At 52.1% G+C, this 14,915-nt stretch carries 13 protein-coding genes; 6 read left to right on the top strand and 7 right to left on the bottom strand.

Translation table 11 applies throughout. The annotated features are described in order from the left end of the window. Positions 1-67: 67 nt before the first annotated feature. Positions 68-1,375 carry a PTS cellobiose transporter subunit IIC gene (locus TOLA_RS02360; RefSeq protein ID WP_012728681.1) on the bottom strand — a complete coding sequence of 436 codons (1,308 nt, stop codon included), beginning with the start codon at positions 1,373-1,375 and terminating at the stop codon, positions 68-70. A 242-nt stretch (positions 1,376-1,617) separates the two neighbouring features. Between TOLA_RS02360 and TOLA_RS02355 the strand changes: the two genes are divergently transcribed. The 5 genes from TOLA_RS02355 (at position 1,618) to TOLA_RS02335 (ending at position 6,030) form a co-directional block, all read left to right on the top strand. After that, positions 1,618-1,923, top strand: a complete 306-nt coding sequence (locus TOLA_RS02355; RefSeq protein WP_012728680.1) for a PTS sugar transporter subunit IIB — start codon at positions 1,618-1,620, stop codon at positions 1,921-1,923. Positions 1,924-1,950: 27 nt separating this feature from the next. After that, positions 1,951-3,270, top strand: coding sequence for a PTS cellobiose transporter subunit IIC (locus TOLA_RS02350; protein WP_012728679.1), 1,320 nt, complete (start codon positions 1,951-1,953; stop codon positions 3,268-3,270). A gap of 76 nt (positions 3,271-3,346) precedes the next feature. Further along, positions 3,347-4,726, top strand: a complete 1,380-nt coding sequence (locus TOLA_RS02345; RefSeq protein WP_041609629.1) for a glycoside hydrolase family 1 protein — start codon at positions 3,347-3,349, stop codon at positions 4,724-4,726. A gap of 9 nt (positions 4,727-4,735) precedes the next feature. Beyond that, positions 4,736-5,053 (top strand): PTS lactose/cellobiose transporter subunit IIA, encoded by a 318-nt coding sequence (locus tag TOLA_RS02340; protein WP_012728677.1) that lies wholly within the window; start codon positions 4,736-4,738, stop codon positions 5,051-5,053. A 74-nt stretch (positions 5,054-5,127) separates the two neighbouring features. After that, on the top strand, positions 5,128-6,030 hold the full coding sequence (locus TOLA_RS02335) for an ROK family protein (RefSeq protein WP_012728676.1): 903 nt from the start codon (positions 5,128-5,130) through the stop codon (positions 6,028-6,030). Positions 6,031-6,088: 58 nt separating this feature from the next. Here the strand turns inward: TOLA_RS02335 and TOLA_RS02330 are convergent, their stop codons facing one another. Beyond that, positions 6,089-6,616: an outer membrane lipoprotein gene (locus TOLA_RS02330; protein WP_012728675.1), complete on the bottom strand. Its 528-nt coding sequence runs from the start codon at positions 6,614-6,616 to the stop codon at positions 6,089-6,091. 213 nt (positions 6,617-6,829) lie between these two features. Between TOLA_RS02330 and TOLA_RS02325 the strand changes: the two genes are divergently transcribed. Next, positions 6,830-7,684, top strand: coding sequence for an AraC family transcriptional regulator (locus TOLA_RS02325; RefSeq protein WP_012728674.1), 855 nt, complete (start codon positions 6,830-6,832; stop codon positions 7,682-7,684). An 18-nt stretch (positions 7,685-7,702) separates the two neighbouring features. Here the strand turns inward: TOLA_RS02325 and ptsP are convergent, their stop codons facing one another. From ptsP to hemN, 5 genes are all read right to left on the bottom strand, one after another. Continuing rightward, positions 7,703-10,204, bottom strand: a complete 2,502-nt coding sequence (gene ptsP / locus TOLA_RS02320; RefSeq protein WP_012728673.1) for a phosphoenolpyruvate--protein phosphotransferase — start codon at positions 10,202-10,204, stop codon at positions 7,703-7,705. Between the two features lie 33 nt (positions 10,205-10,237). Then, complete coding sequence (locus TOLA_RS02315) at positions 10,238-10,537, bottom strand: PTS fructose transporter subunit IIB (RefSeq protein WP_012728672.1); 300 nt, start codon at positions 10,535-10,537, stop codon at positions 10,238-10,240. Between the two features lie 19 nt (positions 10,538-10,556). Beyond that, on the bottom strand, positions 10,557-11,594 hold the full coding sequence (locus tag TOLA_RS02310; protein WP_012728671.1) for a PTS fructose transporter subunit IIC: 1,038 nt from the start codon (positions 11,592-11,594) through the stop codon (positions 10,557-10,559). A gap of 240 nt (positions 11,595-11,834) precedes the next feature. Further along, positions 11,835-13,211 carry an L-serine ammonia-lyase gene (locus TOLA_RS02305; protein ID WP_012728670.1) on the bottom strand — a complete coding sequence of 459 codons (1,377 nt, stop codon included), beginning with the start codon at positions 13,209-13,211 and terminating at the stop codon, positions 11,835-11,837. Between the two features lie 212 nt (positions 13,212-13,423). Then, positions 13,424-14,797, bottom strand: a complete 1,374-nt coding sequence (gene hemN / locus TOLA_RS02300; protein ID WP_012728669.1) for an oxygen-independent coproporphyrinogen III oxidase — start codon at positions 14,795-14,797, stop codon at positions 13,424-13,426. Positions 14,798-14,915 lie beyond the last annotated feature (118 nt).

Raw genomic sequence — 14,915 nt, 5'->3', positions numbered from 1 at the left:
GCCCTGATTAAAGTTTACGCTGGAAACCGATTTCCAAATTACTCATTATTATAGCCACAAATGCAGCTTAGTAGCCTTTTTTCTGCATCATGGCGCGTTTATTTTCCAATAACATCCGTTCATGTACCTTGAAGAAGGGATAGTAAATAATCCAGGCATTCGCTAGTGCCAGTAAACTCATTAATGCGGTACGCCAGCTGCCATTGGCTGACCAGGCGGCACCAATCGGTGATGGCATCGACCAGGGCAGAATTGCGACAAACCGATCCAGCCAGCCCCATTCTGTCAGATACCACGCCAAAGTCGCATTCACCAACGGCGCCAACAAAAATGGTAATAAAAACAAGGGATTCATTATTACCGGAAAACCAAACAGGATCGGCTCATTGATGTTGAACAAGGAAGGAAATAATCCCAGTTTACCGGCGCTACGCAATTGCTGCGAACGGCTGCGCAAAGCCATAAAAGCCAGCGGCAACGTCGAGCCCACACCACCAATCAGCAGATAAAAATCCCAGAATGCATGCACATAAATGTGCGGTAACACTTGTCCGGCAGCCAGTGCCGCCTGATTGTCCAGTATGTTCGACATCCAGAAGGGGTACATGATGCCGGTGATCAACAGGGCGCCGTGGATCCCCATAAACCACAGCAGATTACACACCAGCAGGGATAACCAGACGGCCGGCAGACTGTCAGATGCCACGATCATCGGCCGGAACAGTTTTTCCACCAACTCAGGAAACACAGCACCGAAATGCTGCTGCAGTAACAGATTAATCAGCGTCAGGCTGATCAGGATAAAAAACAGCGGAATAATAAGCAGGAAGCCACTGGATGTAATTTTAGGTACTTCCTCCGGCACGCGGATCGTCCAGTTACGCTGATAGAAAAAACGAATAACTTCAATGGAATAGATTGCAGCAATGATCGCTGTGAACAACCCCATCCCACCCAGATAGCGGGCATCGACACCGCCATTCTGGTAAAACCCTGCAAGCAGCATAAAGCTGACCGAACCGGTCAAACCGGAGAGGCGTTCCGGTAAGCCATAGCTCTTGGCCAGACTCGCGGCCATACCAAACGAGACCAGCAGCGAAATAAGCCCCATGGTGATCTGATACGGGGCCAGCCAGACCACACGCAGATCCGTGGAAACATGATTCCAGAGTACTGCCAACCAATTAGTGCTGTCCGGCGGGAATGGCGGATACAGCAACGGCACGCACAGACTACCGACGATAACGAAAGGCATGGCGAGCTGGAAGCCATCCCGCAATGCGATCAGATAGCGGCTTTTTGTCAGGTAACGCGCCAGCGGTGTCATCCACTGCTCAATCGCCGATACCATTAACTGCATCCAGTAAGAACCCATTACTGCCTCTTTTTCTGCTTATTCCGCTGCAGACTAACCGCTTCGTCTCCAAAAGCAATCCTTGCTCTCTTCGGCAACCGTTTACATCTCGCAAGATCCAAGATGGATCACACTTTTATCCGGATCCTTGCCGATAACGGTGATCCAACTCACAGAGCCATAATGCAACAATGGGTAACCGGTTTCCCATTTGTTTCCTGAGGTCTATAGTTATGTCACTGGATGTTGTTGAGGAGTTAACCATGAAAAAAATTATGTTGTGTTGTTCAGCCGGAATGTCGACCAGTTTGCTGGTGAAAAAAATGCTGGCTGAAGCGGAAAAACGTCAGTTACCAGTAGAGATCAAAGCCTTTGGTGCGGCGGAGTTTGATGAACAGGTGTCCAAATATCAGGCGGTATTACTGGGCCCTCAGGTGAAATACATGCTCGCCGATTTGCAGGCGCGGGCGAAACCGTATGGCGTTCCGGTAGAACCTATCGCAATGACGGATTACGGCATGCAACGCGGGGACAAAGTGCTCGATTTCGCTTTGTCTCTGATCAAGTAAACACACGACTGGCCAAAGGATGATGCAATGAGTGCATACAACAAAATGGTGACGATGATTGAAGATACGGTCACGCCACTGGCAGCAAAACTGGGACAACAGAAATATGTCACCTCCATCCGTGACGGGTTTATCGCCGCACTGCCGTTCATGATCGTCGGTAGTTTCATGCTGGTGTTTATTTTCCCGCCATTTGATCCGGAAACAAAATGGGGCTTTGCCCGGGCGTGGCTGGATTTTGCCAAAACTTACCAGAACCAGTTGTTGCTGCCCTTCCAGCTCAGCATGGGGGTGATGACGCTGTTTATTTCCGTGGGTGTTGCAGCCAGTCTGGGACGTCACTACAAATTAGACCCGATCACGACCGGTTTGCTGTCACTGATGTCCTTCCTGTTAGTGGCCGCGCCGATTAAAGATGGCGCCATTTCCACTCAGTATTTCTCCGGTCAGGGGATCTTCACTGCGCTGATCTGTTCTATTTATGCCACTGAGGTGTATGCCTTCCTGAAGCGGAAAAATATCACCATCCGTCTGCCGGAGCAGGTACCGACCGGTGTGGCACGTTCGTTTGAAATTCTGATCCCGGTGATGGTGATCATTCTGACGCTGCATCCGCTGAATCTGTTTATTGAAAGTGAAACCGGCATGATCCTGCCGGAAGCGATCATGTCGATGGTGAAACCGCTGGTTTCTGCTTCTGACAGCCTGCCAGCCATTCTGATCTCACTGTTTATCTGTCAGATCCTGTGGTTTGCCGGTATTCACGGCGCGTTGATCGTCACCGGGATCATGAACCCGTTCTGGATGGCCAATCTGGCCGAAAACCAGGCGGCACTGGCCGCCGGCGGTGAACTCACTCATATCTATCTGCAAGGTTTCTGGGATCACTACCTGCTGATCGGCGGTGTCGGATCTACATTGCCGCTGGCCTTCCTGCTGCTGCGCAGTAAAGCGATCCACCTGCGTACCATCGGCAAAATGGGGGTGGTTCCGGGCCTGTTTAATATCAACGAGCCAATCCTGTTTGGCGCACCAATCGTGATGAACCCGGTGTTCTTCCTGCCATTCATCCTGGTACCAATGGTCAATGCCGTGTTGGCGTATGTCGCCACCAGCATGGGTCTAGTCGCTCGTGTCGTCTCCATGACGCCATGGACCAGCCCGGCGCCGCTGGGTGCCTCCTGGGCGGCCAACTGGTCATTCAGCCCGGTGGTTATGTGTTTGATTTGTATGGTGATGTCGGCAGTTATGTACTATCCGTTCCTGAAAGCTTACGAACGTACGCTACTGAAACAGGAAGAAGAAACTGCGGCTGAAGCCCATGCTGGCGAACCAGCCACTGCTTAACGCCTTGTAAAACCGTGCGGATGGCAGCCCCCCTGTCATCTGCACACCTTCTGAATTTTTGAATGAGATAATGATGATGCAGTATCGTTTTCCGGAAAATTTCTGGTGGGGCAGCGCCTCCTCTGGCCCGCAATCTGAAGGTGCCACCCTGCGGGATGGCAAGTCAGCCACCATCTGGGACAAGTGGTTTGACGAATCGCCTAATCGCTTTTTCAATCAGGTTGGCCCGCAGGATACCTCCACGTTTTACGATCACTTCCGCAGTGATATCCAACTGATGAAACAGCTGAATCACAATACCTTCCGCACCTCCATTGCCTGGGCGCGCCTGATCCCGAACGGTACCGGAGAGGTAAATCCGTTAGCAGTCAGATTTTATAACGACATGCTGGATGAGCTGCTGGCCAATGGCATCGAGCCATTCATCAACCTGTTCCACTTCGATATGCCACTGTGCATGCAGGAAAAAGGCGGCTGGGAAAGTCGTGAAGTGGTCGATGCTTACGCCGATTTTGCGGAAACCTGCTTCCGTCTGTTTGGTGGCAAAGTGAAATTCTGGTTCACCTTCAATGAACCGATTGTGCCGGTGGAAGGCGGCTATCTGTACGACTTCCATTACCCGAACGTGGTTGATTTCCGCCGCGCCGCGACTGTGGCCTATCACACTATGCTGGCACATGCCAAAGCAGTGCAACGCTACCGTGCATTGCAGCAGGAAGGCCAGATCGGCATTGTGCTGAACCTGACCCCCTCTTACCCGCGCTCACAACATCCGTCAGATCTGCAGGCATCAAAAATTGCCGATCTGTTCTTTAACCGCAGTTTCCTCGACCCGGCGGTAAAAGGCGAATATCCGGCTGAACTGGTGGAATTGCTCAAGCAATACGATCAGTTGCCGCACTGCGAAGCCGGCGATGCCGAGCTGCTGGCACAGGGAAAAGTTGATTTACTGGGCGTGAATTACTACCAGCCACGCCGCGTGAAAGCCCGCGCCAATGCAGTGAATCCGGCCAGTCCGTTCATGCCGGAATGGTTCTTTGATTATTACGAAATGCCGGGCCGCAAGATGAACCCACACCGTGGCTGGGAGATCTACGAAAAAGGCATCTACGACATTCTGATCAATCTGCGGGACAACTACGGCAACATTCCTTCTTACATTTCTGAGAACGGCATGGGTGTCGAAGGCGAAGAAAAATTTCTGGTGGAAGGTCAGATCCAGGATGACTACCGCATCAAGTTTGTTAGTGATCATCTGCAATGGCTGCATAAAGGCATCAGTGAAAATTGCGCCTGTAAGGGTTATCACCTGTGGACCTTCATCGATAACTGGTCATGGAGCAACGCCTATAAAAACCGTTATGGCTTTGTACAGCTCGATCTGGCCACCCAAAAACGCACGATTAAAAAGAGTGGCGAATGGTTCGCCGATGTCTCCCGCAATAATGGTTTTTAAGGAAAAAAGATGATGGATTTAGAAGAAGCAGTCATGGGCATCATTGTAAATGCCGGACAATCACGCAGTCTCTGCTTTGAAGCATTGCATCAGGCGAAACAAGGACAGTTCGTTGAAGCAGATTCCCTGCTAAAAGAAGCCAATACCTTTGCCCGTGAAGCGCATGCGGTACAGACCCAGCTCATCGAAGCCGATGAAGGTGAAGGCAAAACCAGGATGACACTGGTGATGGTGCATGCACAGGATCACCTGATGACCTCGATTCTGGCCAAAGAGCTGATCACGGAACTGGTTGATCTGTATAAGCAAAACGCAGCCCGGATTTAATTAAATGCGTCCTTCGGTATTCCGGTTCTATTCCCGCCGGAATACCGTCTTTTATTTCCTCTTCGGAGAACATTATGTTGCGATTAGGTCTGGATATTGGCGGTACCAAAATCGAGGCACAGTTATTAGATGACCGGGGACAATGTCTGAAAAAGCACCGCATTGCCACTCCAAATCAGCAGTACTGCGAATTTCTGAACAGCGTGACTGCATTAGTTACGCAATACCGTACCGAATTTAATCACTCTTTTTCTGTCGGTATCGGTTTGCCCGGTGCAATCAGTCCGGATACCGGCCGGATCAAAAACTCCAATATTCTGATCCTCAACGGACAGGATCTGCGCGCCGATCTGGAACAACGGCTCGGTCAGACCGTCGCACTGGCCAATGATGCCGACTGTTTTGCGTTATCAGAAGCAGTCGATGGCGCCGGCAAAGATGGTCGGACAGTATTTGGCGTCATTATAGGCACCGGCTGCGGTGGCGGCGTGGTGGTGAACAAACAGCTGCTGAGCGGTCCGAATGCCATTGCCGGTGAATGGGGGCACAATCCGCTACCCGGTCATTCACCGGAACAGGACGGCCCGGCACAACCTTGTTATTGTGGTCGCAACAATTGTCTGGAACGGTTTGTTTCCGGCACCGGTTTTACAACCCGTTTTAATCAGCGTTACGACACTCAGCTCACTGCAGCCGAGATTATTGCCGCCAAGGAAAACGGAGATATCAAAGCCGAAGAGCATTATCAGCATCTGGTCAATGCGCTTGCCCGCAGTCTTGGCAGCGTGATCAATGTAATTGATCCGCATGTGATTGTGCTGGGTGGTGGCTTGTCGAATGTCGATTCGCTGTATCGGGATCTTCCCGCTGCATTGCTGCCTTATATCTTTTCCGATCGCTGTAATACCCGGATCGTGAAAGCAAAACACGGCGATAGCAGCGGTGTCCGCGGAGCCGCCTGGTTACCCGGTCTGTAAAAACACAAAACCCGCCAGTTGGCGGGTTTAAGATAATAAGATAAGTATAAAGCAGAGATTACTGAACTGGGGTATAACCCGGTTGCACAACCACAGGGGCTGCACCAGAGTTCACGTTACTAACCAGTGCGGCTGTAGTACGACCACCGGCATCCACTAAACGCACGCGGGAACCAACCTGGAAGTTAGGGTCATTAGCCTGAACCACCGCGATGGTCTGGCCATTATCCAGACGAATTTCGACTTCCATGCCTGTGGTTTTGTTAGCCTGATTCTGGATAGCATTACCTGCCAGACCACCGGCAACTACACCACCCACGGTAGCCAGTTGCTTACCTGTGCCACCACCGACAGAATGACCTAAAATACCACCCACGACGGCACCGGCTACAGCGCCGATAGGCATATTGCTACTGTCATCCTGAATAGTAACCTGACGAATACTGGTTACAGTACCGTAACTGACGTTCTGTACGATACCGGCACGATTTCCCTGATACACGTCACCAGAATGAAGATTGGTACATCCCGCCACGACGAACATTGAAGAAACAACGCTCAACACTACACACGCTTTAAATTTCATACGAGCCCTTCCTGACATCAATTTACCATCGCACCGCAGCTAATAAAAAGTATGGTGCTTTACCACGGAAATACTGACACTTATTGCAGTTGAACTTGGAGTTCATATGATGAACGCAATATTCGCGGCAACAATATAACTTTCTCGGACAAGACGCAATCTGCGTCAAATCTGTTGCGTTACAATATGTACGCCCTTATTTGAGAATAGATCATGCAGCAGGTATTTCAGGATATTTTCAGCGTCATTACCGAAGAGGAACTCTCGGAGCACACGCATCAACTGGTGTATGCCCATGATACCTGTCCACCACCGCAATACGCTTTTCAGGTGACCTTTCCCCGTCTGGAATGGGTGTTATCCGGCAATTATCAGAACATCCTTTGTGACAGTCAGGGCGATAAAATTGAGCAACGGCTGACGACCGGGCAGTTTCTGTTTGTCCCGGCCAACTGCTGGAATAAACCGGTATGGCAGGAGGATGTCTGTGTGCTGAGCCTGCTGTTTGGCCGCCGGCAACTGGGGCTCAGTCTGGTCAGCTGGAGCCAGCAACAGCAGAATTTTATTGATGTGCAAAAACACAGTTATCCGTTGTCGGCGAAAAGTCCGGTGCACAGCATGCTGCAGGCACTCATCGATTTACAGGCCTCGGAACTGCAGACACCGCGGAGTCTGCAGCTGCAACTCATGACTGTGCTGACGTTCACACAGGAACTGCTGCATCAACCGCAGCCGGAAAAATATCAACGCGCGCAGAGTGTCTTCCAGCGGATCTGTATTTATGTGCAGGAGAATTTCCACAAGGCGATCAGCCGGGAAACCGTTGCCCGGCGTTTTAATATCAGCCCGAATCATCTCTCCCGCCTGTTCCGCCAGCAGGGACACATGAATTTTGCTGATTATATGGTGTATGTGCGGATCGATCGCGCGAAGTTTATGCTGCGTCGGTACCCGATGCATCTGGAAGAAATTGCGCATCGTTGTGGCTTTCGTGATACCAACTATTTTTGCCGGGTATTCAAGAAAAAAACCGGCAGGACACCGACCGAATACCGTTTGGAAAAATAGCGCACACGCCATGGAGTCTTACATATTTAATTCTTGCTGCAGTAATGCGCACAACGCCTGTTCATCACCTGCGGTCCGCAATTGCTGACAAAACTCCTCATACATAATGCGGCGCGCCAGCCGGGAGAAAATGCGCAAATGCTGCTCCCGCCCCAGCCGGGTGCTGAGTGTCAGCATGATCACCAGATCCACCGGCTGACCATCCAGAGATCCCCAGTCGACGGGGTGTGCTAACCGGCAGATTGAGATCGCCGGATGATCAATCGCATCTGTCATCGCATGCGGAATGGCAATCCCATGCCCAAGCCCGGTGGAATAGGCTGCTTCCCGCGCCCAGAGCGTTTCTTCCAGCTGAAGTGGCTGCGATGTCCAGCCGGTCAGCCAGAGATGATCCACCATGCCTTTCAGCACTTCTTCTTTGTTCAGCCAGTCAGCCTGCAAGATCATATTTTCCGTACTCAGAATGGGACGGGGTTCGCTGACCTGGCTGCTTGCCAGCAATGACAACACCTGCTCGCTGTTTTCACACCCGCAAACCTGCCGGAGCAACTGACGGCACCGTCCGGCATGCAGTTGCGACAGTTGCGTTTTACACTCGGTGATCCGGGCTGATGACAGACTAATTTCATCCAGTCCCAGTCCGAGCAGCAACGGCAAAAAACGCCGGTCACTGCCCAGCTCACCACAGAGCCCGATCCAGCGGCCATGTTGATGTGCCTGAATGACAACCTGTTGCAGCAATAACCACAACGCCGGATGTGCATAGTGATAGTAACGGGCAACTCGTGGATTATTGCGATCGACCGCCAGCAGATATTGCGTCAGATCGTTACTGCCAATACTGAAAAAATCGGCCAGTGCGCAGAACGTGCTGACCTGTAATGCGGCAGCCGGTACTTCCAGCATGATGCCCAGTGAAAATGAAGCATGAGGAATAAGAGCGGCATGTAACGCTGACTCTTCTTCCGTAATTAATTGCTGCACCCAGAGCAGTTCTTCCGGTTGCGATACCATCGGCAACATCACTTTCAGCGGGCCATCAGAAGCTGCGCGCAACAACGCCCGCAGTTGGGTACGAAACAGCGCCTCACAATACGGATAAAGCCGGACACCGCGCAGTCCGAGATACGGATTCCGTTCGGTGGTGAACGGCAGATAATCCAGCGGTTTATCCCCGCCGATATCAAAGGTGCGGATAATGACCGGCTTCCCCTCTGCCGCCTGCAATACAGCGCGATAAACCTGATACTGCTCTTCCTCATCCGGCGGTGCATCCCGTTCCATAAACAGCATTTCGGTACGGAACAGACCGATCCCCTCCGCGCCGGCCTGAAACGCATTTTGTGCATCAGTAACCGAGGTAATATTGGCGGCGATTTCGAGCCGCTGCTGATCGGCACTACAGCCGGCCAGCAGACTTTGCTGCTGCAACTGTTGCCAGCGCTGCTGTTTCACCTGCGCATACAATGCATAGTAACGCTCGGCGACCGCGTCAGGTTTCAGCAGACATATTCCCAGTTCAGCATCAGCAATCACAGTTTGTCCGGCCGCTTGCTGTACACGGCTGTCCGCCAGCCCGGTTAATACCGGAATATTTGCGGCTCTGGCCAGGATGATGGTATGTGAGGTTTGCCCGGCATGAGTGAGCAGTAATGCCTGCAGATAGCGTTGATCCAGCTGCAGAAACTCACTCGGTGTCAGTTCATCGGCCAGCACCACACTGGCGGTATTTAAGGTAAGTGACGCTTTCTGTGCCCATTCGGGATAAAGCAGTGCCAGCAACTGCTGACAGACATCGCGCAGATCCAGTTCACGCTCCTGCAGATAGCCACTTGCGGATGCCAGAAATTGTGTCTGAAAATGCTGCTGTACCTGCAGAATAGCCTGCGCAACGGTAGCAACCGCCGGCAACAATCGTTGCAGAGCCTGCTGAAACTCGCAGTCACTCACCAGCGACAGATGTGCCTGCAGCACCTGTGCTGTCTGCGCTTTTGCCTGCTGCAGCTGTAACAACAATTGTTGCTGCAACCGGGTCAGCGCATTCTGTAACAGCTGCTGACGCCGGCTCAGTCGTTCCGGTCGCAGATCCGCAGGCAGAACCGGCGCTATCGTATCCAGCACCACCAGTTGGCCACGACCGATACCCGGACTTACCGCTGTGCCATGGACCAGCAGACTCTGAGTCGCCCGCAGACTGCGCGGCACCCGGATGCTGCAACTCTCTGGTTCTGGTTCCGCATCCGTTTCTTCGCACATTTCATGCCGCAAAAAATGCAGCAACGCACTGGCAGCCGGGCCGGCGTCCTTACCCGACAACGTGATTTCGCACAGATCGTCATATAAGGTATCCGTGCCGAGTAACGCCAGTACGCTCTTCGCATTCGCACAACGACCGTTACGCTGATTACACCAGTCAATTGTTGAGCTGAAACGCTTACAAAAGGCTTCTAATTGTGTGGCCGGACGCGCATGCAACCCATGCAGCAGACTACAACGATATTCAATTTTGTGACTACCCATAGCATGCTCCCGGCCACCCCGGACAACGAATCATCAGTCTTCCAGTCGTTTGAATACGGCTTTCGGATCTTTCAGTACATCCTGGATCGGTACTTTCAGCACCCGCTGATTCTCAAAACGTTCCTCACCTTCGATGACGATATCAATCGCCATCAGCACCCTGTCTGCCGCTTTGATATCATGCACCGAGAGTTCATTCTCGATACCCATCGCCCCCTGTGTTTCCACCTTGATCTCATGCCCGAGCGCTTTCGCGGTAGCGAACAGTTTCTCCGCCGCCATATAGGTATGCGCAATGCCGGTCGGACAGGCTGTCACAGCAACGATTCTCATTGTTTACGTCCTCTTATCCTTATTCATGATCAGCCACGACCGGTGCGCCGGAACGGGCTTTCAGAAAATTAATCAGTAACGCAGTTACGACAACACCGACCGTGATCGCCACCAGATACATCAGCCGGTTATCGATGACTGGCAACACAATCGGGCCTCCATGCGGGGCGTGATCGGCAACACCGGACAGCATGGCAATGACACTGCCGAGTGCTGAACCAAAACAGATAGTCGGAATGACCCGCAGCGGATCGGCCGCGGCAAACGGGATCGCCCCTTCGGTGATACCAATACAGCCCATCGCCAGTGCCGCTGAACCCGCTTCCTGTTCCTGTGCCGACCAGAGTTTTTTATTCAGTTTGGTCGCCAGTCCCAGCCCCAGCGGCGGAATACAGATCGCCGTGGCTACCGCCCCCATAATGGTCGGATTGCCTTCTGCAATCATGGCAGAACCAAAGAAAAAGGCGGTTTTATTGATCGGACCGCCCATATCAAACGCCACCATCGCGCCCAGCAACGCACCTAATACCACCGCATTCGCGGTCCCCATTCCTTTCAGCCAGTCTGCGAGAAAAACCATCAGGTTTGCCAGTGGCACGCCGACCACTTCAAACATCAGCGCACCGACAATCAGTGCCGATAAAATAGGAATGATCAGGATCGGCGTCAGCGGCCGGAACGCCTTGGGTACCGGCATTTTCTTCAGTAATTCCACCACCCAGCCGGCCAGTAAACCCGCTACCAGCGCACCGATAAACCCGGCATGAATAGTGGAGGAAATTTGCCCGCCCAACATACCGGCAACCAGTGCTGGTTTACCGGCCCGTGCGTAGGCGATGTAACCGGCCAGCACCGGTAACAGCAGCGCAAAGACCTGATTGCCGATGTCCACAATCAGTTTTAATAAAGGAGAGTCGCTAAACGAAGGTCCCTGCGAGGTCATAGGAGCAAACGCCACTGCCAACGCAATCAATATCCCGCCACTGGCGATAAATGGGATCACGTAGGACACGCCGGTAAGCAGATACTGCTTATAGCGCTGCAGCTGTTCTTTCATATCTGGCTCCATTCGTGTGCGTGGTATGTTGTTATTCTTATAAACAGGTCATTATTCCAGTCTGTATCCATGAAGATATTGGAAAAAGCGCTCATCAACTGGATTTTTGTAACAAAAATAGGGCTTTGTGACTGAGATCAGCTTTCCAGTCCGGTGATTCTGTACTCACAAATTTCAGATGAGATACAGACAGGAAGCATGATCTGCCGACTTCATCAGCAGATCAAAAAATAGTGATGCTTAACATTCCGTAATATTGATCGCCAGCCCGCCGCGCGAGGTTTCCTTATATTTATCCAGCATATCCTTACCGGTATCGCGCATGGTGGCGATCACTTTATCCAGCGAAATATAATGCTGACCGTCACCGCGTAACGCCATGCTGGCCGCATTAATCGCCTTGACCGATGCCATGGCATTGCGTTCAATACAGGGAATTTGTACCAATCCGGCAACCGGATCGCAGGTTAATCCCAGATTGTGTTCCATGCCGATTTCCGCGGCATTCTCTACCTGATCCGGCGTACCGCCCAGCACGGCCGCTAATCCGGCGGCCGCCATGGCGCAGGCCGAACCGACTTCGCCCTGACACCCCACTTCGGCACCGGAAATCGACGCATTCAGCTTACACAACATACCAATCGCTGCAGCCGTCAGCAGAAATTCCTGCACTTTGGCCGCCGATGCCTGAATGCTGAACTGCGGGCAAAACTGCATGTAATAGTGCAGTACCGCCGGAATAATACCGGCAGCACCGTTAGTCGGTGCCGTCACCACCCGCCCGCCGGCCGCGTTTTCTTCATTCACCGCCAGTGCATACAGGTTCACCCACTCCATCGCATTCCAGCCCGGTGAACCGAGCTGTTTAAGCAAGCTGTCATGTAAGCGCGCCGCACGGCGGCGAACGTTCAAACCACCCGGCAGAATGCCCTGCTGCTGAATACCGCGTTGTACGCACAACTGCATGGTGTGCCAGATTTGCTCAATCCCGACGGCAATCTCCGTTTCGTTACGCCAGACTTTCTCATTCGCCAGCATCAGTTCAGCAACCGATAGCTGATGCTGATGACAGAGAGCAATCAATTCGGCAGCAGAAGTAAATGGATACGGCACACTGACAGCATCCACTGATGCGGCGTTATCTGCCTCGTCATCATCCACCACAAAACCGCCACCCACCGAGTAATAGGTTTTCGCCAGCAACGTGTTTCCGGCTGCATCAAAAGCGAATAACTGCATGCCGTTGGTATGCCGCGGCAAACATTCCCAGCGCAATAACACATCACGGGCTTCATCAAAGGCGATGGCATGCTGACCAGCCAGCTGTAATTCAGCGCCGGCCTGTAATGCCTGATAGCGGGGCGTGATCCAGTCCGGATCCACCGATTCCGGCAGTGCGCCTTCTAAGCCCAGCAACAGTGCCGGCGGCGTACCATGGCCTTTACCGGTAGCGGCCAGCGAGCCGTAGAAAATGACCTGCACCCGTGCAACATGATGTAATAACTCCAGTTGCTGTAATAACTGACTGAACAGATAACCGGCTTTCATCGGGCCGACCGTATGCGAACTGGAGGGGCCGATACCGATTTTGAAGAGATCAAACAAACTAAGCGTCATTACAGATCCTGTTATTACTTTAAATTCAGAGAAACGCGCTAAAGATAGCGCATCTGAAAGAAACAAATAACATGCCAACCGGAATAATCAGAATAATGCGTTATCAATCATAGTAATGACGCAGCATTATTCCGAATAGAAACCTGAAAGGCTGATTACGGGGAAATAACAGGCACAAAAAAGGGCAGGAATGCCCTTTTCCGGTTACCGCGTCAAATCACGCGGGAGAATTGCTGCTGCCGCGCTTTCTGGCGCAGATAGACGTCAAAACACATGCAGATATTGCGGATCAGCAAGCGCCCGGTCGCGGTCACCCGCAGACACTGCCCCTCCACCTCGACCAGACCATCATTCACAAACGGCTGCAGCAGTTTCAGATCTTCGGCGAAATATTCCGCAAACGAGATCCCGTAAATCGCTTCAATCTGTTTCGGATCCAGCGTGAAATTACAGATCAGTTGCTTGATCACATCACGGCGGATGAGATCGTCCCGCTGCAGCGCACAGCCTTTCCACTGCGCATGACCAAGCTGAGTCACCTGCTCGTAATATACCTGCAGCTCTTTCTGGTTCTGCGAATAGGCATCACCCAGCATACTGATGGCAGACACCCCTAACCCCAGCAGATCACAATCACCCTGCGTGGTATACCCCTGGAAGTTGCGGTGCAGTACACCGGCACGTTGCGCCTGCGCCAGCTCATCATCCGGTTTGGCAAAATGATCCATGCCGATATACAGATAACCCTGCGAAGTCAGGTATTCGATGGTTTCCTGCAACATCGCCAGTTTTTCTGCCGGTGACGGTAACAACTCTTCTTTGATCTTATGCTGTCCGGCAAACCGGCTCGGCAGATGCGCGTAGTTAAACACCGACAGACGATCCGGTTGTAACTCGGCGATTTGTTCCAGCGTGTGGCGGAAACTTTCGCGCGTTTGCAGCGGCAAACCGTAAATCAGATCGAGGTTGGTAGAACGGAAACCCAGTTCTTTCGCATGGCGGATCATGGCACGGATAAAGTCATTATCCTGTTCACGATTCACCACTTCCTGCACGCGTTTATCAAAATCCTGCACACCGAGGCTGATGCGGTTAAAGCCGGCCTGTTTCAGCACATCCAGCGTATCCAGCGTGATCTCGCGTGGATCAATCTCGATACTGAACTCACCTTCCTCAGCAAAGTTGAAGTTGGTTTTCAGCATGGTCATCAGACGGGCGATCTGTTCATGCGACAGATAAGTTGGTGTACCTCCGCCCCAGTGCAATTGCGTCACCGCGCGACCGGCAAACAGTTTCGCCTGCTGCCGGATCTCTTTTTCCAGATAACCAAGGTACTCCTCTGCCTTATGCCGCTGCCGGGTCACGATCTTGTTACAGGCACAGTAGTAACAAAGCTTGTGACAAAACGGGATATGCACATACAGCGACAACGGGCGCTGCGGGTATTGCTGGGCGGCACGCAGAAACTGCGGATAATCAAAGGACTCGGAAAACTCCAGTGCCGTCGGATAGGAGGTGTAGCGCGGGCCGCTGTAATTGTATTTCTGGATCAGGGCGTCATCCCAGATCACATGCTGTGTCGACATGAATGTAAGCAACCTAATTGATTGAATAGAGAGACTTAAAAAGTTAAGTCACACGCATGGTATAGCTATAGCAAAAAATCACGTATCGTGCAGATGGTTATATCCTGTGTACGCCTCA

It is taken from the genome of Tolumonas auensis DSM 9187, assembly GCF_000023065.1.
In the GTDB taxonomy this organism is placed as follows: Bacteria; Pseudomonadota; Gammaproteobacteria; order Enterobacterales; family Aeromonadaceae; genus Tolumonas; species Tolumonas auensis.
The sequence above is the reverse complement of the archived record's forward strand: the minus strand, read 5'-3'. Positions and strand labels throughout refer to the sequence as shown.

Bases quoted from the DNA above. Each gene is read 5' to 3' on its own strand.
- TOLA_RS02315 (WP_012728672.1), bottom strand. From the start codon at position 10,537: ATGAGAATCGTTGCTGTGACAGCCTGTCCGACCGGCATTGCGCATACC.
- TOLA_RS02345 (WP_041609629.1), top strand. From the start codon at position 3,347: ATGCAGTATCGTTTTCCGGAAAATTTCTGGTGGGGCAGCGCCTCCTCT.
- TOLA_RS02340 (WP_012728677.1), top strand. From the start codon at position 4,736: ATGATGGATTTAGAAGAAGCAGTCATGGGCATCATTGTAAATGCCGGA.
- TOLA_RS02355 (WP_012728680.1), top strand. From the start codon at position 1,618: ATGAAAAAAATTATGTTGTGTTGTTCAGCCGGAATGTCGACCAGTTTG.
- ptsP (WP_012728673.1), bottom strand. From the start codon at position 10,204: ATGGGTAGTCACAAAATTGAATATCGTTGTAGTCTGCTGCATGGGTTG.
- hemN (WP_012728669.1), bottom strand. From the start codon at position 14,797: ATGTCGACACAGCATGTGATCTGGGATGACGCCCTGATCCAGAAATAC.
- TOLA_RS02335 (WP_012728676.1), top strand. From the start codon at position 5,128: ATGTTGCGATTAGGTCTGGATATTGGCGGTACCAAAATCGAGGCACAG.
- TOLA_RS02330 (WP_012728675.1), bottom strand. From the start codon at position 6,616: ATGAAATTTAAAGCGTGTGTAGTGTTGAGCGTTGTTTCTTCAATGTTC.
- TOLA_RS02360 (WP_012728681.1), bottom strand. From the start codon at position 1,375: ATGGGTTCTTACTGGATGCAGTTAATGGTATCGGCGATTGAGCAGTGG.
- TOLA_RS02310 (WP_012728671.1), bottom strand. From the start codon at position 11,594: ATGAAAGAACAGCTGCAGCGCTATAAGCAGTATCTGCTTACCGGCGTG.
- TOLA_RS02325 (WP_012728674.1), top strand. From the start codon at position 6,830: ATGCAGCAGGTATTTCAGGATATTTTCAGCGTCATTACCGAAGAGGAA.
- TOLA_RS02350 (WP_012728679.1), top strand. From the start codon at position 1,951: ATGAGTGCATACAACAAAATGGTGACGATGATTGAAGATACGGTCACG.
- TOLA_RS02305 (WP_012728670.1), bottom strand. From the start codon at position 13,211: ATGACGCTTAGTTTGTTTGATCTCTTCAAAATCGGTATCGGCCCCTCC.